Origin of the sequence: Marinobacterium rhizophilum DSM 18822 (assembly GCF_000378045.1) — a bacterium.
GTDB classification, from domain to species: Bacteria; Pseudomonadota; Gammaproteobacteria; order Pseudomonadales; family Balneatricaceae; genus Marinobacterium_A; species Marinobacterium_A rhizophilum.
The window spans coordinates 262,075-288,514 of the sequence record NZ_KB899094.1 but is presented as its reverse complement, the minus strand read 5'-3'; the positions used below and the strand labels follow the sequence as shown (position 1 = coordinate 288,514).

Below are 26,440 nucleotides of genomic sequence, written 5' to 3'. Positions count from 1 at the left end.
CCGCTGAAAAGCGCCAACCTTTCCAGCGGGCGTATTCGAAAGTTTCTGGGATGATATGAAGGAGGGTCACTGACACGGCTCGTAATCGCCTTGTATGCTTTCCTGCCGGTACGATTTCCTAATCACAAGAGTTTTCACACGGCCTGGGCACATAGCAGACTGACTTCTCTGCGCCATACCGCCATACTTAACAGCAATTCAGCAGAAAGCGTAATTTCGGAAAGCCCAAAATTAAACTGCGGATTAATCGGATTGTGTTGCCCGTCTCCAGATTGCTTCCTACTCGACTGCGCAGACAAAGCCCGGGCCAGAAATACCGTTTTGGTAAAGCGTCCCAGGCTCCCAATCTGCTTCCATTGAACGGAAGATTTCTGGTTTGCGGGTCAGGATGCCAGGAGCGCAAGCAAGCGCGCGCACCTGTTCCAGGATGCGCCGATGAAGCGGAGCATCGGCGGCGCTCAGGGGATCGCGGTGACAGTCGAGTGACGTTGATGCATCATTGCCCGCCGTATTTGGTTGGTCGGGCTGGAGCAGCTAACCGTACCCTGCCTTGAATGGCACGGTGATCAGCAGGATGAAGGGAGGTGGTACGGATTTCGTCTTGCAGCAAAACGCCGCTGAACAGAGAGCTACCCGGCATGGCCGGGTAGCGCCTGTTTTGGGGGTCAGGCCAGTTCTGCCTCGGCCGCAGTGCTCGAGCGGTTATAAACCGTCTCATCCAGTTCATTTTCGCTCTTGCCGACCAGTACGGTAACCATCATGTCGCCGCAGACGTTCACAGTCGTGCGGGCCATGTCCAGGATACGGTCGATACCGGCGATGATGGCAAGGCCTTCCATCGGCAGCCCGACGGTAGTCAGTACCAGCGACAGCATAATCAGGCCCGCGCCCGGTACACCGGCGGTACCGATGGATGCCAGGGTCGACGTCATGATGATCAGCAGATAGTCGGAGAACGTCAGGTCGATCCCAAATGCCTGGGATATGAAAAGCGCACAGACACCCTGGTAAAGCGCAGTACCATCCATGTTGATGGTCGCCCCCAGCGGCAGAACAAAGCTCGAGATACCCTTGGAGACACCCATTTCCTCACGGGCAGCCTTTATCGTGGCCGGCAGGGTGCCGGAGCTGCTGGTGGTGGTAAAGGCTACTGCCGCCGGATTGACCAGACCCTTGAGATAACGCACCGGGTTCAGGCGGCCCAGCGTGCTGATCAGGCCGGAGTAAAACACCACCACATGGATGATACAGCCCAGGTACACCACGGCGATCACCTTGATCAGCGGCAGTAGAATCTCCATGCCGTACTTGCCCGACACCCAGGCCATCAGGCCGAACACGCCGTAGGGCGCCAGCTTCATCACCAGCTCGGTCAGCTTGTACATGCCTTCCGCGAGGCTCTCGAACAGCTCCACGGCCGGCTTTGCTTTCTCACCCGAAAGATTCAGGGCAATACCCAGGCCCAGTGCGAACACGATGATCTGCAGGATATTGCCCGCTGCCAGTGCACTGACCGGGTTCTTCGGAACCATGTCGAGCAGCGTCTGTACCAACGTGGGGGCTTCCTTGGCGCTGGCGGCAGCCTCGGCCGCCACCATATTGATGCCCTCTCCGGGCATGAAGACGGTGCCCATTGCCAGCCCGATGCTGATGGCCACCGCGGTGGTACCCATATAGAGCACGAGCGATTTCAGGCCGATGCGGCCCAGTTTGCGGGTGTCCTGCATCGAGGTAACACCGACCACCAGCGAGCAGAAGACCAGCGGTACGATCAGCATCTTGATGGCGTTGATAAAGAGGGTGCCGATCGGTTTGAGCATCTGCGCATCGGGTCCCAGAATCGCCCCCGCCAGCATGCCCAGCGCCATGCCAATCAGGATTTTCTTCCACAGTGCCAGCCGGCTCCAGAAACCGGCACGGGGTTGCGCTATCGTTGCTTGTTGCATGGATCTTTCCTTCATTGTTGTTGTTAAACGCCTTTGGCGGTGCCCGGGCGACGCCGTTGCGGACGAATCATGTTGGCGGGCTTGAGCACCTCGTTGAGCTCTTCTTCGCTCATCAGCTCTTCTTCGCGGATCAGTTCCAGTACGCCACGCCCGGTTTCCAGCGCGCTCTTGGCGATGCGGGTGGTGTTTTCGTAACCGATGTAGGGAACCACTGCAGTGATGACGCCGATGCTCATGTCCACCAGCTCCTGACAACGCTCGCGGTTGGCGGTGATGCCCCGTACACAGCGGTTGCGGAACATATCCATCGCCTGGGTCAGCATGCGGATCGATTCCAGCACGTTGTAGGCGATCAGAGGTTCCATGGCATTGAGCTGCAGCTGGCCCGCTTCTGCCGCCATGGTGATGGCAACGTCATTGCCGATCACCTGGTAGGCGACCTGGTTGACCGCTTCCGGGATCACCGGATTGATCTTGCCGGGCATGATGGAGCTGCCGGGCTGCTGCGCCGGCAGGTTGATTTCGTTCAGACCGCAACGCGGTCCCATGCTGAGCATGCGCAGGTCGTTGGCAATCTTGGACAGCTTCACGGCCAGGCGCTTGAGCATGCCGGAGAACAGCACGAAGGCGCCCATGTCGGAGCTCGCTTCCACCAGGTCGGTGGCGCGCTTGAATTCAAATCCGCTGAGTTGCGACAGGTACCCCACGGCCAGGCGTGCGTATTCCGGGTCGGTGTTGATGCCGGTACCGATGGCAGTACCGCCCAGGTTCACTTCTTTGAGCAGTTCAGAGAGCCCATCGATACGCTGAATGTCCTCGCCCAGGGTGCTGGCAAAGGACTGGAATTCCTGCCCCAGGGTCATGGGCACTGCATCCTGCAACTGGGTACGGCCCATCTTGATGATGTCGGCAAATTCCTCGCCCTTGGCGGCGAAGGCGTCCCGCAGGGAGGCCAGGGCCTTGACCAGATCGCTGTGTTTCAACAGGATGGCCAGGCGTACTGCCGTGGGGTAGGCATCGTTGGTCGACTGCGACATGTTGACGTCGTTGTTGGGGTGCAGGTGGGCGTACTCGCCCCGGCTGTGGCCCATATGTTCGAGGCCGATGTTCGCCATGACTTCGTTGGCGTTCATGTTGGTCGAGGTGCCGGCCCCGCCCTGAATCATGTCAACGACGAACTGATCGTGGTACTGACCGTTCAGAATCATTTTGCCGGCAGCCTCGATGGCATCGGTCTTGGTTTCGTCCAGCAGCCCCAGATTATTGTTGGCCTTTGCACAGGCGACCTTTACCAGCGCCAGCGCATTGATCAGCTGGGGGAACAGCTTCAGTTTGATGCCACTGAGGTCAAAATTATCGCGGGCGCGCTGTGTCTGGATACCGTAGTACGCCTCGGCGGGAACCCAGGCCTCGCCGAGCAGATCCTTCTCCCGCCGCCGGTTGTTCAACTGTTGCAATGGTTGGTGTTGACCCATCGATGTCGTCCCATGCTGTTTATTGTTGTATCAGCCATTGCGCCTGCCCCGAAGACTGGAGTCCGGGCGACCATGGTCTGATCTCAAACATCTCAAACAGTAAACTGCAAGGACGATGCCAGACCGACAACGTCTATATTAAGCCATTGTTTTGTATGAATTATTTGGATAAAAATGCGGCTAACGCGAGCCTGGGGAGGGGTATAACAAAAGTCATGGGGCAAGGCCGGATATTATTAAATACCTTTTTATATCAAAAGGTTACGAATCTATTCCAAAGGTTTGACTATAACCCTGGTTATAGGGGTCCCGGCTGGGCCTTTTTCAGCCTTTTGCTGAGCGCCGGCTGGGAAATACCCAGCAGCCGCGAAGCCAGCGACTGGTTGCCCTGCGCCCGTTTCATGGCTTCGGCAACCAGCAGATCGGCCATCTCCTGCAGGGTCGGTAACGGCTGATCCGGCGGGAACAAGGCCGTATCAGTAACGCTTTGGACCTCCACCGGCGCACCGCCCTGCCCGACCACGCGGCGAAACACATCCATCGACAGCACCCCGCCACGGTGCTGGCTCAGGGCGTCGTAACACAGGGCCCGCAGTTCACGCACATTGCCGGGAAAGGCATAATTCTGCAGCAGCACCGGCAGTTCCCTCGGGACGGTCGGCTTATTGCGGCCCAGCTCCTGTGCAGCCTGCGCCAGGAAATAGTCCAGCAACAGGCCGATATCGCCCTGGCGACGCCGTAGCGGCGGCAGTTCCACCTGGTGGGTGCGCAGCCGGTAATACAGATCCTTGCGAAAGGCGCCGTCACGCTGTTTCTGTTCCAGGTTCTGGTGGGTCGCCACCAGCACCCGGGCACGAATGCGCTTGGGGCGATCGCTGCCCAGCGCATAGTATTCCCCTTCTTGCAGCAGACGCAGCAGCTTGACCTGGGACGCCAGGCTGAGATCACCGATCTCGTCCAGGAACAGGGTGCCGTTGCCGGCCTGCTCGATCATGCCCGCCCGTGCCTTGTCGGCACCGGTAAAGGCGCCGCGGTGGTGACCAAACAGCGTATCGGCAAAAATATTGTCATCCAGACCCGCCACGTTGACACACACCAGGGGGCCACTGCGCCCGCTGAGCGTGTGGATAGCCTGCGCGATCGCCTCCTTGCCGGTGCCGCTTTCTCCACTGATCAGCACCGACTGACTGCTGGCCGAGACCGCCTCCAGGTACTGGAACACCGAACGCATGCCCTTGTCCCGCGTAATGATATCGGCGAAAACCTCCGGCCGCTCCAGCGTGTCGCTGAGGAAGCGCCGGCGCATTTCCTGGTTTTCGAGCCGCATCTCCTGCATACGGATCGCCTTGCGAATGCCTTCGATCAGGCGGTCTTCTTCGGTGGTCTTGATGAAGTAGTCATAGGCGCCCTGCCGAATACAATTCACCGCCGTTTCCAACTGGTTCAGGCCGCTGATGATGATGACGCCGACATCCGGATGCTCTTCGACGATCTGCTGCAGCACGGCCTCGCCGGACAGATGCGGCATGGTCAGATCCAGCAGCACCAGTCCGATCGGTTCGCGGGCGATGATCCCCAGCGCCTCACGGCTGTCTTCGCACCGGTAAATATGATTGATGCCACCACGGCGTTCGAGTGCAATGCTCAGACTGCGCAAAAAGGGGGCCTCATCATCGACCAGCAGGACGCCGAAGGACGGATACAGATTAGTGCTCATGTTGGTTGGGTCCCCTGGTTGGCCGGCAGCGACAACACCGCACGCGTACCCTTGCCGGGTTCGGAGTGGTATTCCAAAGCGCCACCGTGCTCCTGCACGATGCTGGCGGACACCGAGAGGCCCAGCCCCATGCCGCCCTGTTCTCGCTTGGTGGTAAAAAAGGGATCACTCAGGCGCGGGAGGTTTTCCGGCTCGATGCCCCGCCCCTGGTCCCGTACTTCAAGGCGCAGCATACCCGATCCGGCATCATACCGGGTCGTGACGGTGATGGCGTTGTCACGCGATTCCAGCGCCTGGCAGGCATTTACGATCAGGTTGATCACCACCTGCTCGATCTTCTGGCCATGTCCGCGGAATGCAGGCGCGGCCTCATCGTAACTGACCTTGAAATGATCGGTCGCTTTGCGAATGGTGTTGTCGACCAGCCGAATAGCGGTCGCAACCACCTCGTTGAGATTCGCCGTCTCACTCAGCTCCACCGGCCCCTGGCGGGCAAAATCGCGCAAATCATCAACAATGCGGCGGATACGCTGTGCACCGGCCAGCATGTCATCGAGCATCTGTGGCACCTCGTCCCGCATGCGGGCATAGGAAAGCCCGCCCAGATCGAAGTCACCATGTTCACGGTAGTGCGCTTCCAGTATTTCCTCGCAATCCCGGTAGACTTCGTCCAGCACGGACAGATTCAACAGTAACAGGCCGCAGGGGTTGTTGATCTCATGGGCCACGCCCGACACCAGGACACCGAGGGAGGTCATCTTGTCGGCCTGGATCAGCTTCTGCTGCTGAATCTGCAGCTCCTGGGTGCGCCGCGTCACTTGCCGGGTGAGCATTCGGTTCCAGATCACGATACCGCCCAGCACCAGCAGCAGCACGATCGACACCAGCCCTGCCGCCTGACCAATCTTTTTCCAGGGCACGCCTGAGTTTTGCAGCGGGCCGAACCATTTTTCATAGAGTGCCTGCTGGCGTCCGGTATTCTTGAGAATGGCCAGGCCTTCGCTGAACTGCGCCAGCAGCTCTGCATTGCCTTTAAGTACGCTGTAGCCATAGCGTTGCGCGGCAAAAGGTTTGCCCACCGTGACGATGTTGGAAAGCTCGAGCTCCCGCCCCAGATAAAGTCCCGGCAGATTCGCAACCAGCGCGTAATCGTGCTTGCCCGATGCCAGCAAGCGCAGCGCATCGGCGTGGGTATCGGCCAGGATCAGCTTGGCGCCGACATCATCGTGCAGCATCAGGTCGTGCAGGATACCGCGGTCCTGCACGATCACTTCCTTGCCCCGCAGTTGCGCCAGGTCGGTGATCTCGGCGTCGCCCTTGCGAGCAAAGACCGACTGGTGAATGATGGCATGGGGCGGCGAAAACTCGTAAAGCCCGGCCCGGTCGTCCGAGTAGGACATGCCCTGCAGGGCATCCACTTCCCCGTTATCCAGCCGCTGGCGCATCTGGGCCCAGCCCCCGAGCTGAATCTCGACGTCCATGCCCATCACTTCGGCAATGGCCCGGGTCAGATCGGTGTTATAACCATCCGGCTGCCCGTCGGCATTGATAAATTCGTAGGGCGGATAATTGTGATCGCCGGCCACGATGATAACGTCACGCGGGGATGACGGGCCTCGTGCCAGGACAGGGTCAATGCCTGCCAGGGTAAGACTCACCCCGAGCAAAAAACCGATTGCGCTTCGTACTGCGGCTATCGACCTGATTGCCATCGACCTGATTGCCATCGATCAGCTCCGGCTCGCATCGGCAGCCGCCGCGCCATAGCGACGCTCCAGCACCTGCCATAGCGTTTCAGCATCATGACTCAGCGCGCGGCTGCAGCGGTAGAGGCACACCGTGAGAGGAACCTGCCAGGCCGGCCCGCCACACACCGTCAGGAATCCCTGGCGCAGCTCTTCGCGAATCGCGAACGACGGCACCCAGGCCACGCCCATCCCCTGCAATGCCATGACCTTGAGACTGTCGGCCAGCGGGGATTCGAACGTCTGTCGCAGCGTTATGGGGTGTGGCGGACGCGCCAGCAGCCGTTCCACGCAGCGCCCGAGAAAGATCTCCCTCGGGTAGCCGAGATAGGGTACGTTCTGCGTATCTGCCGCATCGAGGTCGAACAGCGGCAGGCCTTCCTCATCGCTGCGGCAAATGGGCGCGAGCTGCTCGATCTGCAGTTCGAGCTTGCGAAACTGCTCAGAGGCCAGGGTGGGGTCTTCAAATGCCAGCAGGAAATCACAGATGCCATTTTTCAGCGCCTGCACGCTGTCATCCACGTTGGCGACCAGCTGCCGCGTGCGGGTGCCTTCAAGCGCATCCTGCAGTGACTGGATAAAACCAGGAAAAAATGACAGCGACAGCGTATGGGAAACGGCCACATCGATCACGCCGGTGCCCTTTTTGCGCAGGGAGCGCAGATGGGCAAGGCTATCCTCTAGCTGGGCCACCAGGTTGCGGGCGGTAATCCGGAACAGTTGGCCCTCATCCGTCAGCTGAACCGGAACGCTGGTCCGGTCGACCAGCTGGCAGCCCACGGCAGCCTCCAGGGCTTTAATGCGTCGGCTGAAAGCCGGCTGGGTCAGGTGGCGATCTTCGGCCGAGCGGGAAAAACTCTGGCTGCCGGCAAGGGACAGAAAGTCCTCCAGCCATTTGGTTTCAATGTTCATCAATAATCCGCCCCTCGACATCGCCAGGCGACCTTGCCGGCATGAGATTGTACCCAGGCGCCAGGCCCTGCTTTCGCCCAGTATACGCCGCAGCCAAACCGGTTTCGCGCCATGACAGAGTCTATACCGACATTGCCTGCCCCATACCGGATGCGTATATAGCAAACATCCTGTTGATTTAACATTGTATTTTAACCGCCCATGCAAAGCCGGCATGGCGCCTGCCAAGTTGGCATTGGCTGCACCGGGTACTGGCACTGTAGGTTTCTCCCAGTCAACTCGGGAGTAATAATGAACACGACTATTGGAATTCTCGGCGGCATGGGCCCTCTGGCCACGGTCGACTTCGTCAAGAAAATCATCGATCAGACAACCGCCAGCCGGGACCAGGACCACCTTCCCCTGCTGGTCCATTGCGTACCCCAGATACCGGATCGCACGGCCTGCCTGATGCAGAACCGGGAGTCACCGCTTGCGGCGCTTGAAAAGGGTGTACACACACTGGTCGGGGGCGGTGTCGGATGCATCGCGATTCCCTGCAATACGGCACACCACTGGCACGGCGATCTGTCCAGGGTCAGCCCCGTGCCGATCCTGCATATTGCCCGTGCCTGCGCTGAACAGCTGGCGGCGCAAGAGATCGGTTGCGTCGGAATCATGGCGACGGATGGCACGCTGAAAGCGGGTTTCTACAACGCGGAACTGGGCCGCTACGGTATCCGCCTGCAGGATACCCCGGTGGCGCTGCAGCAACAGATTATGGAGGCTGTTTACCGGGTCAAGTCCGGCGCTCTGCAAACGGGTGCGCGAATGCTGGAGGACTGCCTGCAACGAATACTGGAATCGGGAGTGGAGCGCGTGATTCTCGGTTGTACCGAAATCCCCCTGGCGCTGGATTCAGTCAACTCCCGCCTGAGCGTCCGTGGAATTGATGCCACCGATGCCCTGGCCAAAGCCTGCATCGCCTGGCACCGGGCACAGTCAAATGCCCGGGCTGTGGCTGCTTGAACCGCCCGGTTTGATGGGTTGAGTGAAGGGCTGTATCGAACAACATGCCAGGGAGTACGAGCTTCAGAAATAACAGGGTCAAACGGCACTTCGGATGATGCAGGTGAAATCCCGTTATCAAGGAACATGCCTCGGCCATCAGAGGACACATCAACCCTGACCTCGATTTTATCGAGTTTAATTCCTGTGCGAGCGACCCTCATGGCCAACAGGGTTGCATCACAGCTTGCGATCGCCGCTCTGCACAAACCTGGGGCGTCCATCCCATTTCCCTGGTTCCAGCTTTGCCCTGGCACCTGCAGATGCAGGGCAAGCTGCCAACCGTGGCCATCATGTGCCCGCATGCGCACGCTGATCGTGGTACTCCATGCGCTGCTGAAAAATGCGACGCGCTGGTGCGAAAAAACAGCCTAATTATATTGACGTAAAGCCATAGTCACTTGTCAGGTGTTACCAAGACATACACCCCTTGGTACGATCGAGCAAAGATATGATATCGGGGTCTAATTTAGCGCCAGACTTCGCAAACTGAATAATATTTTGACGACTTTCAGCGACACGCTGCACCCGCCGGCAGGCCTCAGCTTTAGTGTTACTTGGGACTGTTGATACCAACAAGCGCGCGCCCATCAAATACAGTTTGATGTCTTCCAGAATGAGAGATTTTACGGCGATGTCGCCTTTATGAGAGAACGCGTTGACGTAAGCTTGCGCTTGTTCAAGCTGACGAATAGTTGAAACGAGGTTTTTACGCTCCTCGTATTGGATGCCCGCGACTTTGGAACCGAGCATAACGCCGCCAACAAGCCCTAACACTAGAAAGACAGCGGGTACGATTATTTTTTTCATCATTTTCTTCCGTGAAAATTAACGCATCAATAGCCAGCAGCTGGGTCGAAGCGAAGTGTAGGCTATTCGGCGCTGAAGGCGCCTGGTTGTGTGCCTCCGCGTGAAGCGGAGTGACAGGAGTAGTTACACAGATCAATGCCTGTTCTCAATGAGTTCCCTCACGGCCAGCGGGAGCAATTCTCGAAGCTTGCTGCTGATGGCTTTTTCGTGTCGTTGCCAGACAATGCCGAGATAGATGACCCCGAGGCCGATGACTGTCAGAACGAACGGAAACATCATGCTGTCCTTGAATACATCGTAGGCCAGGTGCCCCAGGTAACCCGCCGCGCCAAGCCCGCCAAACACAGCGAAAACCCTTCGCGAAAGCATGGCGCCCGCTGCAATCATGGCGAGATTGATACACAGGTAGATGAATTTGTTCAGTTCGCTGTCGGAATGCATCATCGACAAGCCGCCCCAGAATGCAATGACGCCGAACACGTAAAGCCAGAAGGCGTAATCCTTGTCATGCCGGGTGCGAACATCCACCCAGAACGCCAATAGTACGATCAGCAGGCCAACCCACAGCGATACGAGTTTTCGCAACTCCCACAACAGGTCCTGGTCGTTAAAGAAAAAGGGCGTGAGATCCATGCTCATGTACCAGAGCGTCACGGCAACGGGCAAGACGAGGAACGGCAAGCGGTAACGCCACAGCATGACCGCACCGGTTGCGAGCGTGGCAAGCTCCATGAACATCCATCGCCAGTCGATATGCGTGTGGTACTCGCGATACACGCGTCCCTCCGCCCACCAACCCATTGCCGCTTGTATGCCATACATGGCTAAGGGGGTGAGAACGACGACGAAGGTCGCCGTAATTCCCGCTGGAATCGGCAAGTGTTTGCGATTCAGAAAATGTTCGGTGAGCCAGAGTCCCGTGGCGGCATATACCAGCGCAATGAAGAACAGTCCCCATCCGCCGAAACGCTCCCACCCCAACGTCATGAACAGGCTCATCGCGCCGATGGCGATCAACCCACCCAGGTAGTAAAGGATATGCGTGGTGCGAAAACTCGGCGTGTCCCTGTTGCGCTCATTCACGAATTCCCAAAGGCGCTCCGCCTGTTGCTCGCCAATCAGGCCGTTTTCAGTCGCCTCTTTAAGTATGCGACGGTTCAGTTCCATGCGAACTCCTAACGTTGCCAACAGCGGCCGAATGAAGCGAGGTCCTGCGCACAAAGTGCGCGCTGTTACCAGGCCTTGTTATTAGCGGGCTTGCTCCAGGTGGAAACGCTTATCATCAAACCACTTTGCTATATGCAAGAACCTATTATAGGTCGCGACGTTGATGTACTCATTGAAAACGCTCCTTTCTTCTTAAGCCGCTCTAGGAGCAATGGGGTCACCCTTGGCGTCTATTTGAGCAGGCTCGCCAGCAAGCCCCCCAGAGGTAAAGCACAGAAGCCAAGACGCAGACGCAGACGCAGAACAGGGAGCTACGAGATGTTCGATGCAACGCTCGCCGCCTGGAAAAGCCATCTGGAACAGTGCCGCAGAAGGACCGTCGTTCATTGGGTACCAAGACGTTATTGATTATCCTCCACGCCTGCCAAAGGCCCTTGCCATGATCTCGGTAACAAGTACAACAGCGCCAATGTAAAGCAATATCGGTATTCCAAGCATGAATGCGGAGACCAATACGAACCCGTAAACAGCGTTTGCAAAATCTTCAAATGCACTAAACCCAATAAAGCAACTCGAGACCTTCATCGACCCTTCATTGAACCCATCACATCCAAACAATGCCAGCATCGGCAATAAAAACCCAACCCCATAAAGGATCCATCTGATTTTCGCTTTAGTGCTCACTCATTATTCCTTTTTTCGCCACATAATGAATAAAAAACCGCATTGATGTTGATACCGTCCCTGCCGGGATTTAGCTGCCTTGGTACCGTTGAGCGGGCACTGTACCGCCCTTTCGTCTACTGATGCGCAAAGCCGACGGCGAATAGCGACCATCGAATCGAGTCACAACAGTAACGAGTGCCCGCTTTCGGTTTCCCGGGCCTGGAAAGGCTCTGCACCACCGTGAAAGAGCCGGGACAGCGGCAAAAGGCGAAAATGCTGCCGACGTCGCGGTTTGGGACCGTTACACAATAGCTGTGATTTGGAAGCCTGATGAGAGGGTGATTGTACGGGCTCAGCGCGTTGCCTTAATCCGTTGCGGCAAGCGCTTGAGCGTCCATCACCTTCAGCAGGTTCAGCTCTATCCAGTTCGCCAGGTCGGCCACCTTCTCCGCGACCTCCTTTCCCATGGGGGTCAGGCTGTACTCCACGAACGGCGGTACCACCGGGTGGGATACCCTTGATACGAAGCCGTCGCGCGCCAGTGCCTGCAGGCTCTGGGCCAGCATCTTCTCGCTGACGCCGCCCATCTTCCGGCGTAGCTCGCTGAAACGGTGCGTTCCGTTGCGCAGAGCGATCAGGATCAACACCCCCCAGCGGCTGCAGACGTGTTTGAGCACCTCTCTGGACGGGCATGGCGCAGCGAATAGGTCGCCCCGCTCAAAACGCTCGCTAAGGCCCATCGGTGGTGTCGCATCGAGCTTCTTGTTCATCATACTTACCTTTTTGTGCGTACTTACTAAAAGTTAGCATGAGCGTTAGTCTAGCTCCACCGCTTTATTCCAGCGTGAAGCAACCAAGGAGAAAGACGATGATCGTGATAACAGGTGCATCCGGCCAATTGGGCCGACTGGTGATAGATGAACTGCTTAAGTTCCTGCCAGCCTCCGAAGTGGCAGCGGCCGTGCGCAACCCGGACAGCGTGGCCGATCTGGCTGAACAGGGCGTCGGTGTGCGCCAGGCCGACTACAACCAACCGGCCACACTTGAGGCGGCGTTTGCCGGCGCTGACAAGGTGCTGCTAATCTCCTCCAGCGAGGTCGGCCAGCGGGCGCCTCAGCACGCCAATGCCATCGAGGCGGCGAAAAAGGCCGGAGTCGGACTGCTGGCCTACACCAGCATCCTGCATGCCGATACCACTGCGCTGCCGCTGGGGCTGGAACATAAGCAGACTGAAGCGAAATTGGCCGAGTCCGGCCTGCCCCACGTGATTCTGCGCAACGGGTGGTACAGCGAGAACTACACCGCGGGCGTGCCGGTGGCACTGCAGTTCGGGGCGGTCATGGGCTGCGCCGGTGACGGCCGTATCTCTTCTGCACCTCGGGCAGACTATGCCGCAGCCGCCGCAGCCATACTGCTGGCCGGCGAGCAGGCAGGTAAGGTCTACGAACTGGCCGGTGACGACTCCTATACGCTACGCGAACTCGCCGCTGAGATCGCCGTGCAATCCGGCAAGGCGATCAGCTACGAGAACCTGCCGGAAGCGGAGTACCGGCAAGCGCTGGTCGGCGCCGGGCTGCCGGAACCCATCGCGACCCTGCTGGCAGAATCCGATACCGGTGCGTCCAAGGGCGGCCTGTACGACGACGGCAAACAGCTGAGTGCATTGATCGGTCGCCCGACCACGCCGATTGCCGAGTCGATCAAGCTGGCGCTGGCGTCAGCGGAGTAACCCCGCCGAAGGCCGAGCGCTCCGTTCGGCCTTCACTTCCGAGTCCTCTGCACAGGGGTTACCATGCCCCCGGCATCCCGGACAGCAGCGATTCAGCCTTATCGACTTCCTTTCTACACGATCGACGCTTCTGGCATCTTTTCCCGGCTCAGGTGATCTCCCTGTTCGGCACCGGCCTTACCGCCGTGGCGTCGGCAAGCTGTCAGGGCTGGTAAGGCCCGCCGTAGTAGCCGCCGGTAGTGAGGTGGCTGGTCCTTCTGCCAGAACCAGCCGTGCGAGCCGTCGAACGACGCAGTGAAGGAGCCGCCGGTTTCGGTCTCGTTATCGCCGATCCAGACGCTGGTGAACTCGTCACCGGCGTTCGGACGTTCGCTTTGCACATCGAAGTAGACGGCGCCGCCTTCCGCCTCCCAGTGGAACTCGAAGTTCTCGGGAGTTTCAGGGACCCCGATGGCCCCGGAATTCGGTGGCTGTTAAATCAAAGCCTGTTCAGGTTTCGATGCTGGCGATACAGCAGATAGCCGCCCCAGCAGAAGCTCAGCAGCATCAATGCAACCCCGATACCGAAGGAAACACCGGCGTACATGCCTGCCCTGTGCAGACTTTTGGTCATCGACAGCAGATTGCCCCAATCGTGATACGCCTCGCTCAACCCTCGAATCAGAGGAATCGCGCGGTGGGGCGCATCGGCGATATAAGGGGACACATCGATAAAGTTCTGACCGGACCACCACAACATGATGGAGGCTGCAAAGGTGTCGCGCCGCTGGATGATAAACGCCAGCATCAGCCCCAGCGGCATCAGCACCTGGAACAGACTGCCGCCCAGAATCGTCATGAAGCGGCCGAAGGGCCTGAACAGCACATGGCCGAACTCGTGGAAAGGCAGGTTCACGTTGTGCAGAAATGAGCCACCGATCGAGCGCCAGTCGATACCGCCAAGGATGAACGACCAGCCCCAGATGAAGAATGCGACAAACAGCGCGACCCTGCCCCAGAACGCGGGCGAATCCACTGGCTCAGGCACTTCGAGCAGCCGGTTCAAGGCTCGCTTTAACCAGTGCTCCACCGGTTCGATGCTGTAATTCTCGGGCTCAGGCACGAACGGCTGTTCTTGAGCCGATACCGGTTTCTCTATCCATTTACAGTAGGCGATGCCGCATTGTGGGCAGACACCCTCCATGACATGGCTGTCTTGATCTTGTCGCAGGTAGCCACATTTTGGACACTTCAAGGCAATATCTCCTGCGATAACCTTATTCGAACCTCCGAATCAGTATAGTGCCCCCGCAATATAGACGGAGGTCCCGGTCCGTGAACCGCGCAGACAAACGGGATCAGGGAGTTAAACGGGGTCTACACGGGCTAACCCATTAGCCGTTTGACAGTACAGGACGTCGGGAGATAAAAGAGACAAACGGGGTCACTCATTCCTGCAGAAGTGCACTGAGGCTGTATCTATACTGTAATTTAACTACGACCCATTCGTGCGCTGGCAGAGTCCATGCCGGCCGGACACCCTAAAGACTGTGATCGGGGGTTAAACCTATGAGCACCGGCCTATCCGAGGCACTGCATATTCTGGTCCAGTGGCAGTGCACGCCAAATCAGGCGCTCGCTATCCTGAAGCTAGATCCTGACCAGCCATTTCCCGCGGTCCTCAGTGAGGAGCAATGTGAGCGCGTGACCTTCGTACTCAATATCCACTCAGACCTCGGCACAATCTTCGACGACCCCGAGGACGTGTACGGTTACATGTCGAGCCCTCATGACGACCCGTATTTCGAAGGGAAATCTCCCCTGGAACTGATCAGTACAGGGGATTTAACCGTGTTCGAACGTGTCTGCTGGCATATAGATGCAATGAGAGTGTTATGAGGAATCCGGAACGTCCGCTTTGCGTCGTGAGCGGACGGTCCTTTTCATTAACAATTCCGATCACTTGGTACCGAACATCCGGTCACCCGCATCCCCCAGACCTGGCATGATGTAGCCATGATCATTCAGGCCCCGATCAATGCATGCCGTGTAAATCGGCACGTCGGGATGGGCTTCCGATAAGTTCCTGATCCCTTCCGGCGCCGCCAGCAAACAGACAAAACGAATGGAGCGGGGATTGGTTTCCTTCAAGCGGTCTACCGCCGCCACGGCGGAATTGCCGGTAGCCAGCATAGGATCGAGCACAACGGCGTCGCGCTCGTGCATGCTGTGGGGCATCTTGAAATAGTACTCCACCGCCACCAGGGTTTTGGGATCACGATACAAACCGATATGCCCGACCCGCGCCCCGGGCACCACATTCAACATGCCGTCCAGAAAACCCGCACCCGCGCGCATGATGCTGACAAACACGGTTTTCTTGCCGTCGATCACCGGGCTTTGCATTTTTTCCAGCGGTGTTTCGATTTCGATTAACTGAGTCGGCATGTCCTTTGTGACTTCATAGGCCATGAGCATGCTGATTTCGTTCAGCAAACGACGAAAACTGCTGGTGCTGCGACTCTGTTCCCGCATGAGCGTGAGTTTATGCTGAATCAGTGGATGGCTGATGACGTGGACTTCAGATTGACTCATGGTGGCATTCCCTTCTTCCGCTGATTTTGGTATCGATCGTAGATTCCTTACAGGTTGATGAAAAACTACCTGCGTTGCTATCGCGGCGTTAAAAATCGACTCACAGGCTTTGCCTGAACGCACTTTAGTGCGGCCCCGAAGGGGTGAGCGAAGCGAATAATTCGGTCATTTATAGGTCATAAACTCCCTCATTTCGCGGATTTTTGCCTTGCGCTAGCTGCCTCGCTAACGCTTTTCAACAACCTGCTAAAACACCGTACCGTCGCTGGCAATGTTGAGTGGCGGTACCCCACCCTCGCGCAACTGACGGGCAACTTCGCGTCCTGCTGCCCAGGTGCCCCCTTCCAGAATACAGGCCAGGGGCATTTCATCCGCCGACTTTTGCAATAGCTGACGTACCCGTGGGGCGAGCTTGTCAATCAAAGCCACCGTTAGCGCCCGCCATTCGATGATGGCTTCGTCGGCGGCGGTATATTGTCGGGCGAAAAAATCGGCCCGCCTGGGCACAATGACACCCATATCCAGCAGTAAACCGCCATTGCGATATTCCGGCAAACCGGTGAGACCGTCCAGGTCGGTCAGGGTGATACCCGCCCACTGAAAAGGCTCCAGCAAGGAATAGGAGAGCCACTGACTAAGCTTGTGAAAGGGCACCCAGCCGGCAGACTCGCCTTCCCCGCCCGCCAAGGGGTGACGCCAGCAATCCCCCAGGGGTTCATCGTTCAGTGTGTTACCGGTCAACCAAATGGCACTGAAATGCTCGAGCAACGCCTGCAGCACGCTGGCGGCAGGCAGCTGCCGGACCTCACCCTTGTGCGTCAGCAGATCGAGCAGACGTCCTGGACGCCCCTCTGTACCAAACACCGCGGGATTCTCCGACAGGCACTGCCCCAAGCGCTGCAACAACTGCACACGCCCTTCCAATCCCACCAGCGGATTGGATGTGCTGACCTGAAAAAGCTCGACCAGATCAGCCAGGTTGATTTGTCTCAGCGCCTGCGCATCCACGCGGTAAGGATCATCGCGCCGGGATGAAAATGTTCCCTGCATAAAGCCATGGAAACTGGCAACGCCCAAACCTTCGGAGCGCACCAAGGTTTTGCCGCTGCCGCTTTCATGATACGACCACTGCGCACCGGCACCCGCATCCAGCAACACACTGATAAGCGTCAGGTCAATGCATGCTCGTGCCTGGGCGGCAGAATCGAGATGCGCAATGCACGCATCCAGTTGAGCCTTGCGATCCACCGCACCCGCTTCGAAGTGACGCCATCGGCTGTGATAGGGAATGTTCAGATCCGGATATTGCCTGCGGGTAACGGCTTCCACCTGGCGCGCGACAGCGTCGAGCTTTTCCAGCCGCAGCTCAAAATGCTTCGACTGACCTGCTTCAACCGCCTGCAGTATATTGCGGCAGCGCTCGCGAATGGTAGCGGGAGAACGCAACCTTGCAACGGCATCGGCCGTGATCTCATTTTTCAAGGTCGCGCCCCTTGGTACTCGCCAATGATTCTGCATCCGGCACGGCGCCATCGGTGTAATAACCGGCTGCAATCTTGGCTTCGATTTCCACCTGTGCATCATCGGGGACCAATGCTTCGGGAATCTTGATCCGCTGTTCCACTTCGATACCGCTGTCGGTGATGGCGCGGTACTTGTCGTTGCTCATGCTGACCAGACGATGAATCTTCTGAATACCCAACCAGTGCAGCACATCCGGCATCAGTTCCTGAAACCGCATATCCTGCACACCGGCGACACATTCGGTGCGCAAAAAGTACTTGTCCGCGCTGTCACCGCCGACTTGTCGCTTGCGTGCGTTGTACACCAGGAATTTGGTCACCTCACCCAGCGCGCGGCCTTCTTTGCGACTGTAAGCGATCAACCCCACACCGCCAGTTTGAGCGCCCTGTATACACTCTTCAATGGCATGGGTGAGATAGGGCCTACAGGTGCAGATATCCGAACCAAATACATCGGAACCATTGCACTCATCGTGCACGCGGGCGGTCAGGGTGACTTCAGGATTGGCCAGATCATGGGGATTACCAAAGATATACAGTGTTTGTCCGCCGATCGGCGGCAAAAACACCTCGAAATCGCTGCGGGTCACCAGCTCCGGATACATACCCCCGGTTTCCTCGAACAGGATGCGCCGCAAATCCGATTCGCTGACGTTGAAACGTTTGGCGACGCCCGGCAGCCACCACACCGGCTCAATGGCCACTTTCGTCACGACTGCCGATCCGTTTTCCAGCAGGATGCGATTGTCGGGGACCAGGCGTTTGAAGGTCAGTGCGTGATGAATTTCCGGCAGGTTAATGTGCGCCTTGGTGACGGCGATGGTGGGCCGGATGTCGTACCCCTGGGCGATGTAATCGGAAAAGACATCGGCCACGCTGGCGCCCCAGGGATCGATCGAGACGATCTTGTCTGCACCGCTCCACTGGGGATTGGGTCCAATCAGGTCCGTGGGCGAGGTATTGGTCAGGTCGGCCTTGTGGTCTTTCAACAGGGTGCCAGCAGCGATCGCCAGCGCGCGATAAACGCCGTAACTGCCACTGTGAGCGCCGATGACGTTGCGCTGACTGCGGTTGGTGGTCGTGCCGATGACAGGCCCGCGCTCTGCCGCGCTGGCCGCTCCCCAGTGAATCGCGGGAACGCCATTGGGGCCTTGCCGCTCAGGATGGCTGGTCAATCTGATGTGCCGGGACGAGCTACGTTTTTCATCCTTGCCAGTAGTCATGGAGACGGCTCCTGTTTTAATAGCAGGTTATTCAGTATAACCGCCCTTGTTATTTAGCTCCGAAAATGTACCAGTGGCAAGACCGAAAACGGCGGTATCCTTTTGATAATGCTGGGCCAGGGACAGGAACTCGATCTTCAAATCAGTCGGTAAAGAACGGCTCCTGAAATTGAAAGATATCCGCGCCTAAGCAGCACGACCCACTCCCGGTGGGCGGCAAGCCTCGGTATTGGGCTATGCCTTATCCAGAACAAGACAGGCGGCCTCGTGCTTGAACTCAATTGAAAACGATCGACGTTGTCTTGTCATGGAAGACCCCATCTGCGGTGGTGAATGCACCACCTGAATCGGAGTCCCACATTATTGAACCACTACACTGTACACTGGAGTTAAACTTCTTTAATCTACCGTTTTTGGTGCACTGAAAGCCTTACTGTAATAGCCGGACGGATCAAAACAACAAACTCTTTTCTTTCCAGCAGCGAGCATGTCGCATGCATCGTTGACTCGCTTCGTGCGTGTCTTAGCCTGTCTGGCTGATGTGATCCAATGAATCCAGTCGAGCCGCGCAATAGCCGTTGTACTCTTCCATGTGGCTAGCGCTCCGGGGGAGGCATTCAAGGCGCTAACCAGGTCATGCGGGGCTATCGGATCAGGCTCCTGCTCAACAGCCACTATTTCGAAATGAGCAACGTCACCAAAATCTACGCCTGTTTTTCTTAGTAGCGTCTCATCGATTCTCATCCAGTGGCTCTTTTGACCATCCGGCTCAAGTAACACCTGGAAATCTTGACCGTTAATCGTCCCGTCTACTGTTGTTCTGCCACGCCTGGGCAGTTTTGCACTTACGTCTTTGGGCAAAATCACGAAGGCCCATTCATTGCCACGGCCCGGTTTCTCGGGACGAAGTAATCGCGCATCGAACTGCGATCTTGTGCATTCTTGAGTCATATACTAGTGCGCATTTCAACGAGAAAAACGGCGCCAATGCAGGCGGCCGAAACGTAGTGCGGGGAGATATACCGGGCCACCCATCGGCCTCAGTTGTTATACGGCGCGCAACCCTCTCGGCCGGAACTCAATCTCTGATCTGGGATGCCCACCACTCAGGTCTCTCAATATACCGCGGGAATCAACCGATAGCGCACGCGTCGCGCATAGTCTCTGTAGCCCGGCAACTCTTCATTCAAAGTCTGGTCTTCAAGTACGGTTCTAATCACCGCGATGATGGATGCCACCACCGCAGGAATCAGTGTCCATACCGAGCCCAGAGCAAGAACAATACCGAACAGCGCAAGAATATTTCCGGCATAACCTGGATGGCGCACAAACCGGTACGGGCCACTGTCACACACCACATGCCCTCGCTCCGCCTGTATGCGCACCACGCCGGAGAAAAAGCGGTTCTCTGCAATTGCCCATGCGGCGAACGCGTATCCGAGCGAGATCAATAGGAAGCCAGCTACGACGAGCCATAGCGGGAATTCGGGGGACCAATCGAAGCGATGGTCTAACCCTGCCACTATGACCATCGGAAACCCGACACTCAGCGCCATCAGTGGAGCAAGCACTTTATCCCAGGCCTTTGCGTTTTTGAAACTTTCAATATCCTGCCTTTCGGCTGTTAATCCGGGATGTCGTTGTTCCGCCCAAATACGCCCACCAATACCAGCGGCCAAAATCAGCATGGAATATAGCCACGCCGACGACCAGCCGAGGTCCCCACCGCATATAAATAGAACCAGCGGGATCAGGGAATACACCACGACCAATCTGACCCACTGGCGGGGGGGTACTGCTTGAACAGCCTCTTCATTCACTGGCTTTTCTGACATGCCATCCCCAAAAAACGGATATGCGTGTGTGGCTAACGCCCGCATTTGCGGTCCGTTTGCGGAGATAAACGGGGTCACCCATGAGCGCCTGAGGTCGCCGTATGTCCAGGTTCTTCAGCACGCTTCACGACTTCCCGGCGAAACTCTTCCGTATAGGACTGATACTTTTCCTGACCATCCTACACCTCCCCGTCAGGCGTAAACCTAACTATAGAAGGTGTCTACTGTTCGTGGGTAACTCGGGCTGCTAACGCCAGCCATCACGCGCTTGTCGCATGCATGACATTGTTATGCAACGTTTCCCACTGTTCTAACGTCAGACGGTATAGCCTCACGGGACGACCATGAAATTCGAGTAAATCAAAGCTGGAAAAGCCCGCTTTCTCAGCGACTTTCAGCGATGCCACATGCTCAGGCTCTATGATCACTACCACTGACTGGAACAGACTTTTTCCAAAAGCATAATTCAGGACTGCTCTGGACGCTTCAGATGCTAGCCCCTTATTCCAATAGCGCCTGGCAAGCCGGTAGCCAAGATTGATTTCCTCGACATCTACAACCATTTCTGGCCCAAGACCGCAGAAGCCTATGAGTTCAGAAGATTTTCTATCGATTAGCGCCCACGGCCCCACACCCTGTGACTCGTAACAGGCTAAACACCACTCAATGAACTTGAGGGTTGCGGCCTCATCACAAACGCCGCGAACCGAGTGTTTCATCACTTCGGGATCGCTAAGAATTTCGGCCAATGCGGGAACGTCCTCAACGGACAACCGCCGCACAATCAACCTCTGCGTTTCACATACTTGCACCATCGCCTCCCTGTGAATATCGTTCGTCTTTGCGGCTGGTTTGGCGCGAAGCGAAGGACCAGTCCGACTGACATGCATTCGTTATGCATGTGGTTCAATTGCCTCGATGTCTTCTCGATCTACTTTTCGATCTAGAACGCGCTTGTAGTTGATGAGATCCTTGGCCCACATGAGCGGAACATCGACCCCGAGAACAGCTACATAGCTGATGTGGGAGAAGTTGATCGTTAACGGAACCCACTGGTCCTTAGCGGCATCGAAGATTCGTACACCCTCCGCGTTTCCAACCTCAATTTTAGTACCTTGATAGATAAACTGGACGTACTCAAGATCCCAGCCCTCGCCGATATAGTGCTTGGCTGGTTTGGAGATATGCTCGGAGCCAGCCGATACCACCATTTGGAAATATTTACCAGGAACAAAGATATCTATGTCGTTGAGTGGGCGTGTTGAACCGTAGCCAATGGCTGCTAGGCCACCACAAACGGCGAAGGGAATTTCTTTCTCGATTAAAAGGCTGGAAATCCACTCCAATGCCTCAACTGCCATGGGTTTTCCTCTTGAATGCATAACGCTTGGCCTCAAGGGTGTTAGGCATAATTTATTCACCATACGAAAGCCTATAAGCACGTATCGCCGCCAATCTTTCTCTGATTCGAAATGTATGTTCTTTCACAATAGCTAAATACCGCTCAATTGAATCTAGATTCTCTGGCGTAAATGACAAATGACGAAATTTTAGAAACGTATCTAGTTGCATTCCTTGCACGATAGCCGTTGCCAAAGAGATTAACGGCGAATACAGGTGAGGTAAACCTTTCGCTTTCTTGCTTCACGCAACGCACGACCTTCGACGTGGCCTAGATAGATAAAACCGGACACGGGTGTCGTGGGCTAGCTGATGATGTCCCCGGCAACACCATTAGGACACATCAGTCCGATCCTTGCGCGATATCCCCGAGAACGGACATTTACTTACGCATCCTGCTCCCCCCGGAACTGTCATACGCGATGGCTAGAATACGCCAACCATTCATTCACAACATGAGGGCTGGCCTGCATTATGAACCGTTCGATCCTGCTAGACAGCCTGCGCATTTTTGCCATTGTGCTGGTGTTTATCGCCCATTTCGGACAGCTGCTGGGCCAGGCCAGTGGGGATTTTTTTGGCTGGAAGAATATCTATTTTGTCAGCCTCGGCGGCGTCGGGGTGACCATTTTTCTGCTGCTCTCGGGCATTCTGGCGGGTTTGAGTGATGCCTCACGCCGGGAAAGCTACCCGACTTACCTGCTGAGAAAAGTCATGCGGATTTACCCGGTGTACCTGCTGGTTCTGCCGCTATCCGTGCTGGGCTACGCCTTGAGTAACGGCTTACTGCAGGGCGATATGCCTGTATTCTACCCCAATGGTTTTACCACCGACCTGCTCGGCAGCCTGAGCGGCTTTTATGCCTGGATGGGGCTCTGGGGCGGGCCTTACAATCCACCGAGCTGGTTCATCGGGCTCATCGTGAGCCTGTATGCGCTGTGCCCGCTGATGCTGCTTTGCATGCAGCGCTGGCCGCACAAAACGCTTGCCGCCCTTTTCTGTATTAGCCTGGCCTCGCGCTATTACGTGGGCCAGTGGGGTATTCCCTTTGTGGATCAGTCACTGCTGGAGCAGACGCAAGGCTGGCTTTACCGGCAGTACGGATTTATGCCGGGGCGCCCCGGAGACTGGTTCCCGCCCTGCCGCTTGTTTGAGTTTGGACTGGGTCTCTACCTGGCGCTGATCCTGCCCAAAGCCACCTGGTTCCGGTTAAGGCTCCCGGCCAGCCGTGTCATACGCATGCTCAGCGACCTGGCCTTTCCACTGTTTTTGGTCCACTACCCGTTCCTGTTTTTGGTGCCCACACTGACAGATCCAGGGCTGCCTGCATGGCTGGCGATCATGATCTATATGGCACTGATACTTGTGCTTGCATACCAGATCAACCGGCTGGATCAGCGCATACCGCGTTTTCGCATTGGCTAGCAGTAACTAACCCCACCCGCGACCGCCGCAGATGCCTCTGCATGCCCGAGGTGCGCTTCTCCCATGGTGAGGCGAAAAGCGCGCCAGCGGCCCAATGCAGGTCAGGAATTCTGGGGCTGCTCGCAATATCCCCAATGCCGAGGAATTCGCCCCCTCAGGTGACAGCTATCAACACGCCCTCACCCGAAGCAGCCCTGGCAAGATTTACTTTTTGGCAACAATAAAGACAGAGCTCTTATCGGGCTGCCATTCCTTATCGATCACAAAGCCTGCTTTCGTGAGCATGGATAAAAGCTCTTTCTTACTGAAGCGGCGAACATGCGGAGCCAACCCCAGAAACTGCATGAGCGGAATGACCAGTCGCAAGGCAACATTCATCTCATCAATCAGGGCCGTACTGGAAACGAACACGCCACCGGGTTTGAGCAACGCATACACTTTGGCGACAGCGGCGTCTGCATTCTCAAGCAAATGCAATATGTTAAGCCCCAGAACCGCATCAAAGCTTTCCGGGGCAAACGCTAATTCCTGCAGCGTTCCTTGCAGGAACTCTATATTGTCAACGCATGCATCTTTTGCCTTCTGCTGCGCAATCTCCAGCATCTTTGCGGATATATCGATGGCCACAATCTTCCGAACGCAGGGGGAATGGATAATGGCCGTACTACCCGTGCCGCAGCCAAACTCCAGCACAGACCAGTCCTGCTGAAGGTACTCCTGAGTGATGGAGAGCTTCTTCTCATAGGCGGCTTGGTCACTAATGGCTCTTTTAGCGTAGCGAGGCGCGCTCTTGTCCCAGAATGCTTTTGAGTCTTTCAATTAAAATCCTCCTTGCGGCATTGAATCCATTTTTGACCATAGCAATACTTTAAAAGCTGAGCAGAGCGGCGCGCTAGAGTGCATTCAGCGGGCACGGTCCGCGTACTGATGCGACTGGTTATGCCTTGTTATTTAGGAAACTTTTTCCAAGGATAGCTTTCCTTGCCCGCAGGGCCAGAATTCCACTCTTTGTATTCTGCAACCATGCATCTGCCACATGGCCTGTAGCCTGCTTGAATAGCATCCTGCTCGCTCGCGAAAAACACGCGGTGTTGGTCATAGCCTTTGGAGAGGGCCCTATTGGCTGCAGAGCAATCCAATCGGCCATATATGCCAGCATTCGAGTTCCCTCCCAGAGTTCCCGGCGTTTCGCTAGCGATCGTCGTCCCATCAGCAGCCAATAATTTATAGGTTTTCATGAAGATTCCCTTATCCATAACATTTCCGGGCACCCCGCATTGAGCATGCGCGGTACTGTGTGAGGCGATACGCGGTATCCGTCAGCCGACAATCGCTAGATATTGGCCCATTGCAGGTAGCCGTGCCAGTTTGAATGCTGCACCTCCCTCATGTAGGAGCCCACTCTGTGGGCGAATCAGACTTTACCGAACACCCGATCCTCCCCGCGGACCAGCCTCCTTCGGTTTCCGGTAACGCTGCTGGTAGCGTTGCGGCGGGCACCCCGCATCCCGGAAGCCGCACGCCCGCGTCTGGGATCCCCACCATCAACAGAAACACAGGTACAGGCGCCACGGTAACGCTACAAGGGTATTCCCTTAGTGAATTAGGTACACTGGGAACTAAAGCGTCGACCTTAATTTCGTTCAAACCGAAAGCGCCATGACCCTGCCCCTGACTACAGCACAGCACGACACACTGCTCGCAGAACTCGATGAAGCCCGCCGCGAGGCAGAGCGCTATCGCCTGCTGGCGGAACAGTCCACCGACATGATATCCCGCCATACGCCCACGCCCGACTGGACTTACGTGGACGTGAGCCCCGCTGTCGAGCGTTTGCTGGGCTACCGGGCGGCAGAACTCATCGGTACGCCGGGCCGGGCCCTGTTTCACCCCGATGACGCCGATAACCTGATCAAGCGCTCGGAGTCTGTCAGCTACCGTGGCGGCCTGTACACCAACGTGTACCGTTATCGCCATAAGGACGGCCACTATGTCTGGCTCGAAACCACCAGCCGCACCATTCGCGCGGACAGCGGCGAGCGGGTCGAGATCATCTGTGTATCCCGCGATGTCACTGCACGGGAACAGGCCCAGCGCGCCACCCGCCGCCTGGCCCGCGTGGTTGAATCCAGCTCCGACATGATCATGTTCTGTGCCCCGGGCACGCTGCAGCTGACCTACCTGAACGAGGCGGCCTCAACCACCCTTGGCAGCGGACAGGACGGCGGCATTGCCATCAACCTGCGCCAGCTGGTCGATGCCCACACCTACAGCAGCCTGCTGCTCGCAGGCCTTGAGCATGCCGCCCAGCACGGCTGCTGGTATGGCAGCATCGCCTTGCAGCTCCCGCCCGGCAAGGATTCGCGCATCGCTGAGATTCGCGAAATCATCGCGCACCGTAACCATGTTGAAAACCGGCGGGTGGAGTACTACTCCATCATCGGCCGCGATATCACGCTCAAGCGCAAGGCCGAGGATGCTGCACGGCGCCAGCAACTGGAGCTGGCGCACATGTCGCGTCTGCTGTCGGTCGGGGAAATGGCCACGGGACTGGCGCATGAGATCAACCAGCCGCTGGCGGCCATCCTCAATTATTGTCGTGGCACCCTGCGCCGCGCCGAAGACGGCAAGACACTTAGCCTGGAGCAGGCACTGCAGGCCATGCAATTGATCAGCGGGCAGGCGCGGCGCGCCGCAGAAATCATCAAGCGCATTCGCAGCTACGTCAAACGCACCGAGTACCAGCGCATTGAGTTTCCAATCAACGACAGTTGCCAGGATGTGGCCGGCTTTCTGCACCAGGAAGCCCGGGACAACCAGATAGAATTCAGCTTCGATCTGGACCCGGACGATCCGCGCCTCACGGCCGACCGGATTCAGATCGAGCAGGTGCTGCTAAACCTGATACGCAATGCCATTGAGGCCTATAGCGATTGTGAGCAGCCGCAGCGAACGGTTAACATTAGCAGCCGGTGCGATGAGGGCTACATCGAAGTCACCATTACCGACCGTGCCAAGGGCGTCAGTGCCGAAGCCCTGAGCCAGCTGTTCGATGCGTTCTTTACCTCCAAACCCAGCGGGCTGGGCATGGGGCTGGCCATCTCCAGAACCATTATTGAGAGCCATGGCGGCCAGCTGTGGGCACAGAGCGACGGCCATAGCGGCACGGTGTTCAAGTTCAGGCTGCCTGTCAGCCGGCATCAGGATCACTGGCCCTGAGCGGACGAAGGCGCAACGCAACAGCG

General features: G+C 57.0%; 25 protein-coding genes and 1 pseudogene. 6 read left to right on the top strand and 20 right to left on the bottom strand.

What is annotated here, in order from left to right; genetic code table 11:
* Positions 1–665: 665 nt before the first annotated feature.
* The 5 genes from F451_RS0108960 to F451_RS0108940 form a co-directional block, all read right to left on the bottom strand.
* Complete coding sequence (locus F451_RS0108960) at positions 666–1,946, bottom strand: dicarboxylate/amino acid:cation symporter (protein WP_020681028.1); 1,281 nt, start codon at positions 1,944–1,946, stop codon at positions 666–668.
* A 23-nt stretch (positions 1,947–1,969) separates the two neighbouring features.
* Positions 1,970–3,421 (bottom strand): aspartate ammonia-lyase, encoded by a 1,452-nt coding sequence (locus F451_RS0108955; RefSeq protein ID WP_020681027.1) that lies wholly within the window; start codon positions 3,419–3,421, stop codon positions 1,970–1,972.
* A 298-nt stretch (positions 3,422–3,719) separates the two neighbouring features.
* Positions 3,720–5,138, bottom strand: a complete 1,419-nt coding sequence (locus F451_RS0108950; RefSeq protein ID WP_020681026.1) for a sigma-54-dependent transcriptional regulator — start codon at positions 5,136–5,138, stop codon at positions 3,720–3,722.
* On the bottom strand, positions 5,135–6,865 hold the full coding sequence (locus F451_RS0108945) for a transporter substrate-binding domain-containing protein (protein WP_020681025.1): 1,731 nt from the start codon (positions 6,863–6,865) through the stop codon (positions 5,135–5,137). The genes F451_RS0108950 and F451_RS0108945 overlap by 4 nt, the downstream gene beginning before the upstream one ends.
* Before the next feature lie 3 nt (positions 6,866–6,868).
* Positions 6,869–7,795, bottom strand: coding sequence for a LysR substrate-binding domain-containing protein (locus F451_RS0108940; RefSeq protein ID WP_020681024.1), 927 nt, complete (start codon positions 7,793–7,795; stop codon positions 6,869–6,871).
* A gap of 291 nt (positions 7,796–8,086) precedes the next feature.
* On the opposite strand from F451_RS0108940, the gene cuyB reads away from it, so the two are divergent.
* On the top strand, positions 8,087–8,803 hold the full coding sequence (gene cuyB, locus F451_RS0108935) for a cysteate racemase (RefSeq protein ID WP_026291625.1): 717 nt from the start codon (positions 8,087–8,089) through the stop codon (positions 8,801–8,803).
* Positions 8,804–9,253: 450 nt separating this feature from the next.
* Here cuyB and F451_RS0108930 read toward each other — a convergent pair whose 3' ends face one another.
* From F451_RS0108930 to F451_RS0108915, 4 genes are all read right to left on the bottom strand, one after another.
* Positions 9,254–9,655, bottom strand: a complete 402-nt coding sequence (locus F451_RS0108930; protein WP_240476460.1) for a hypothetical protein — start codon at positions 9,653–9,655, stop codon at positions 9,254–9,256.
* Positions 9,656–9,784: 129 nt separating this feature from the next.
* Entirely contained in the window at positions 9,785–10,819 is a 1,035-nt protein-coding gene (locus F451_RS0108925) for a hypothetical protein (protein ID WP_020681021.1), read from the bottom strand.
* A gap of 408 nt (positions 10,820–11,227) precedes the next feature.
* Positions 11,228–11,503, bottom strand: coding sequence for a hypothetical protein (locus F451_RS0108920; protein ID WP_020681020.1), 276 nt, complete (start codon positions 11,501–11,503; stop codon positions 11,228–11,230).
* 347 nt (positions 11,504–11,850) lie between these two features.
* Positions 11,851–12,255 carry a winged helix-turn-helix transcriptional regulator gene (locus tag F451_RS0108915; RefSeq protein ID WP_020681019.1) on the bottom strand — a complete coding sequence of 135 codons (405 nt, stop codon included), beginning with the start codon at positions 12,253–12,255 and terminating at the stop codon, positions 11,851–11,853.
* 98 nt (positions 12,256–12,353) lie between these two features.
* Here F451_RS0108915 and F451_RS0108910 point away from each other — a divergent pair, with 98 nt between their 5' ends.
* Positions 12,354–13,214 (top strand): SDR family oxidoreductase, encoded by an 861-nt coding sequence (locus F451_RS0108910; protein WP_020681018.1) that lies wholly within the window; start codon positions 12,354–12,356, stop codon positions 13,212–13,214.
* Between the two features lie 113 nt (positions 13,215–13,327).
* On the opposite strand, the gene F451_RS26675 is transcribed toward F451_RS0108910, so the two are convergent.
* The gene (locus tag F451_RS26675; protein ID WP_020681017.1) at positions 13,328–13,594 is read right to left on the bottom strand and encodes a hypothetical protein; all 267 of its coding nucleotides are present in this window, start codon (positions 13,592–13,594) and stop codon (positions 13,328–13,330) included.
* A gap of 98 nt (positions 13,595–13,692) precedes the next feature.
* On the bottom strand, positions 13,693–14,448 hold the full coding sequence (locus F451_RS0108900) for a hypothetical protein (protein WP_026291623.1): 756 nt from the start codon (positions 14,446–14,448) through the stop codon (positions 13,693–13,695).
* 314 nt (positions 14,449–14,762) lie between these two features.
* Between F451_RS0108900 and F451_RS25145 the strand changes: the two genes are divergently transcribed.
* Positions 14,763–15,092: an MbcA/ParS/Xre antitoxin family protein gene (locus tag F451_RS25145; RefSeq protein ID WP_020681015.1), complete on the top strand. Its 330-nt coding sequence runs from the start codon at positions 14,763–14,765 to the stop codon at positions 15,090–15,092.
* Positions 15,093–15,152: 60 nt separating this feature from the next.
* Here F451_RS25145 and upp read toward each other — a convergent pair whose 3' ends face one another.
* The 7 genes from upp to F451_RS0108855 form a co-directional block, all read right to left on the bottom strand.
* The gene (gene upp, locus F451_RS0108890; protein WP_020681014.1) at positions 15,153–15,788 is read right to left on the bottom strand and encodes a uracil phosphoribosyltransferase; all 636 of its coding nucleotides are present in this window, start codon (positions 15,786–15,788) and stop codon (positions 15,153–15,155) included.
* Between the two features lie 246 nt (positions 15,789–16,034).
* Positions 16,035–17,270, bottom strand: coding sequence for a URC4/urg3 family protein (locus F451_RS0108885; RefSeq protein WP_020681013.1), 1,236 nt, complete (start codon positions 17,268–17,270; stop codon positions 16,035–16,037).
* Complete coding sequence (locus tag F451_RS0108880; RefSeq protein WP_020681012.1) at positions 17,260–18,534, bottom strand: GTP cyclohydrolase II; 1,275 nt, start codon at positions 18,532–18,534, stop codon at positions 17,260–17,262. The genes F451_RS0108885 and F451_RS0108880 overlap by 11 nt, the downstream gene beginning before the upstream one ends.
* A gap of 399 nt (positions 18,535–18,933) precedes the next feature.
* Complete coding sequence (locus F451_RS0108870; RefSeq protein WP_026291622.1) at positions 18,934–19,485, bottom strand: YdeI/OmpD-associated family protein; 552 nt, start codon at positions 19,483–19,485, stop codon at positions 18,934–18,936.
* Positions 19,486–19,649: 164 nt separating this feature from the next.
* Positions 19,650–20,369: a methyltransferase family protein gene (locus tag F451_RS0108865; RefSeq protein WP_026291621.1), complete on the bottom strand. Its 720-nt coding sequence runs from the start codon at positions 20,367–20,369 to the stop codon at positions 19,650–19,652.
* A 260-nt stretch (positions 20,370–20,629) separates the two neighbouring features.
* Positions 20,630–21,184, bottom strand: coding sequence for a GNAT family N-acetyltransferase (locus F451_RS0108860; protein WP_205624001.1), 555 nt, complete (start codon positions 21,182–21,184; stop codon positions 20,630–20,632).
* A gap of 78 nt (positions 21,185–21,262) precedes the next feature.
* Complete coding sequence (locus F451_RS0108855; RefSeq protein ID WP_020681007.1) at positions 21,263–21,730, bottom strand: nucleotidyltransferase family protein; 468 nt, start codon at positions 21,728–21,730, stop codon at positions 21,263–21,265.
* Positions 21,731–22,244: 514 nt separating this feature from the next.
* Between F451_RS0108855 and F451_RS0108850 the strand changes: the two genes are divergently transcribed.
* On the top strand, positions 22,245–23,195 hold the full coding sequence (locus F451_RS0108850; protein WP_020681006.1) for an acyltransferase family protein: 951 nt from the start codon (positions 22,245–22,247) through the stop codon (positions 23,193–23,195).
* Between the two features lie 51 nt (positions 23,196–23,246).
* A pseudogene (locus F451_RS28805) lies at positions 23,247–23,357 on the top strand (DUF2726 domain-containing protein); the annotation flags it as partial.
* Positions 23,358–23,399: 42 nt separating this feature from the next.
* On the opposite strand, the gene F451_RS0108845 reads toward F451_RS28805, so the two are convergent.
* Both F451_RS0108845 and F451_RS0108840 read right to left on the bottom strand, forming a co-directional pair.
* Positions 23,400–24,014, bottom strand: coding sequence for a class I SAM-dependent methyltransferase (locus tag F451_RS0108845; RefSeq protein ID WP_020681005.1), 615 nt, complete (start codon positions 24,012–24,014; stop codon positions 23,400–23,402).
* Positions 24,015–24,142: 128 nt separating this feature from the next.
* Entirely contained in the window at positions 24,143–24,451 is a 309-nt protein-coding gene (locus F451_RS0108840; RefSeq protein WP_020681004.1) for an Ada metal-binding domain-containing protein, read from the bottom strand.
* A gap of 403 nt (positions 24,452–24,854) precedes the next feature.
* Here F451_RS0108840 and F451_RS0108835 point away from each other — a divergent pair, with 403 nt between their 5' ends.
* Positions 24,855–26,414 carry a PAS domain-containing sensor histidine kinase gene (locus F451_RS0108835; protein ID WP_020681003.1) on the top strand — a complete coding sequence of 520 codons (1,560 nt, stop codon included), beginning with the start codon at positions 24,855–24,857 and terminating at the stop codon, positions 26,412–26,414.
* Positions 26,415–26,440: the final 26 nt, after the last annotated feature.

Coding starts and splice junctions, on each gene's coding strand:
- F451_RS0108945 (WP_020681025.1), bottom strand. CDS start 6,865: ATGGCAATCAGGTCGATGGCAATCAGGTCGATAGCCGCAGTACGAAGC.
- F451_RS0108910 (WP_020681018.1), top strand. CDS start 12,354: ATGATCGTGATAACAGGTGCATCCGGCCAATTGGGCCGACTGGTGATA.
- F451_RS0108835 (WP_020681003.1), top strand. CDS start 24,855: ATGACCCTGCCCCTGACTACAGCACAGCACGACACACTGCTCGCAGAA.
- F451_RS25145 (WP_020681015.1), top strand. CDS start 14,763: ATGAGCACCGGCCTATCCGAGGCACTGCATATTCTGGTCCAGTGGCAG.
- F451_RS0108860 (WP_205624001.1), bottom strand. CDS start 21,184: ATGGTGCAAGTATGTGAAACGCAGAGGTTGATTGTGCGGCGGTTGTCC.
- F451_RS0108850 (WP_020681006.1), top strand. CDS start 22,245: ATGAACCGTTCGATCCTGCTAGACAGCCTGCGCATTTTTGCCATTGTG.
- upp (WP_020681014.1), bottom strand. CDS start 15,788: ATGAGTCAATCTGAAGTCCACGTCATCAGCCATCCACTGATTCAGCAT.
- F451_RS0108955 (WP_020681027.1), bottom strand. CDS start 3,421: ATGGGTCAACACCAACCATTGCAACAGTTGAACAACCGGCGGCGGGAG.
- F451_RS0108840 (WP_020681004.1), bottom strand. CDS start 24,451: ATGGATAAGGGAATCTTCATGAAAACCTATAAATTATTGGCTGCTGAT.
- cuyB (WP_026291625.1), top strand. CDS start 8,087: ATGAACACGACTATTGGAATTCTCGGCGGCATGGGCCCTCTGGCCACG.
- F451_RS0108960 (WP_020681028.1), bottom strand. CDS start 1,946: ATGCAACAAGCAACGATAGCGCAACCCCGTGCCGGTTTCTGGAGCCGG.
- F451_RS0108950 (WP_020681026.1), bottom strand. CDS start 5,138: ATGAGCACTAATCTGTATCCGTCCTTCGGCGTCCTGCTGGTCGATGAT.
- F451_RS0108925 (WP_020681021.1), bottom strand. CDS start 10,819: ATGGAACTGAACCGTCGCATACTTAAAGAGGCGACTGAAAACGGCCTG.
- F451_RS0108940 (WP_020681024.1), bottom strand. CDS start 7,795: ATGAACATTGAAACCAAATGGCTGGAGGACTTTCTGTCCCTTGCCGGC.
- F451_RS0108855 (WP_020681007.1), bottom strand. CDS start 21,730: ATGGCAGTTGAGGCATTGGAGTGGATTTCCAGCCTTTTAATCGAGAAA.
- F451_RS0108915 (WP_020681019.1), bottom strand. CDS start 12,255: ATGAACAAGAAGCTCGATGCGACACCACCGATGGGCCTTAGCGAGCGT.
- F451_RS0108870 (WP_026291622.1), bottom strand. CDS start 19,485: ATGACTCAAGAATGCACAAGATCGCAGTTCGATGCGCGATTACTTCGT.
- F451_RS0108930 (WP_240476460.1), bottom strand. CDS start 9,655: ATGATGAAAAAAATAATCGTACCCGCTGTCTTTCTAGTGTTAGGGCTT.
- F451_RS0108865 (WP_026291621.1), bottom strand. CDS start 20,369: ATGTCAGAAAAGCCAGTGAATGAAGAGGCTGTTCAAGCAGTACCCCCC.
- F451_RS0108880 (WP_020681012.1), bottom strand. CDS start 18,534: ATGACTACTGGCAAGGATGAAAAACGTAGCTCGTCCCGGCACATCAGA.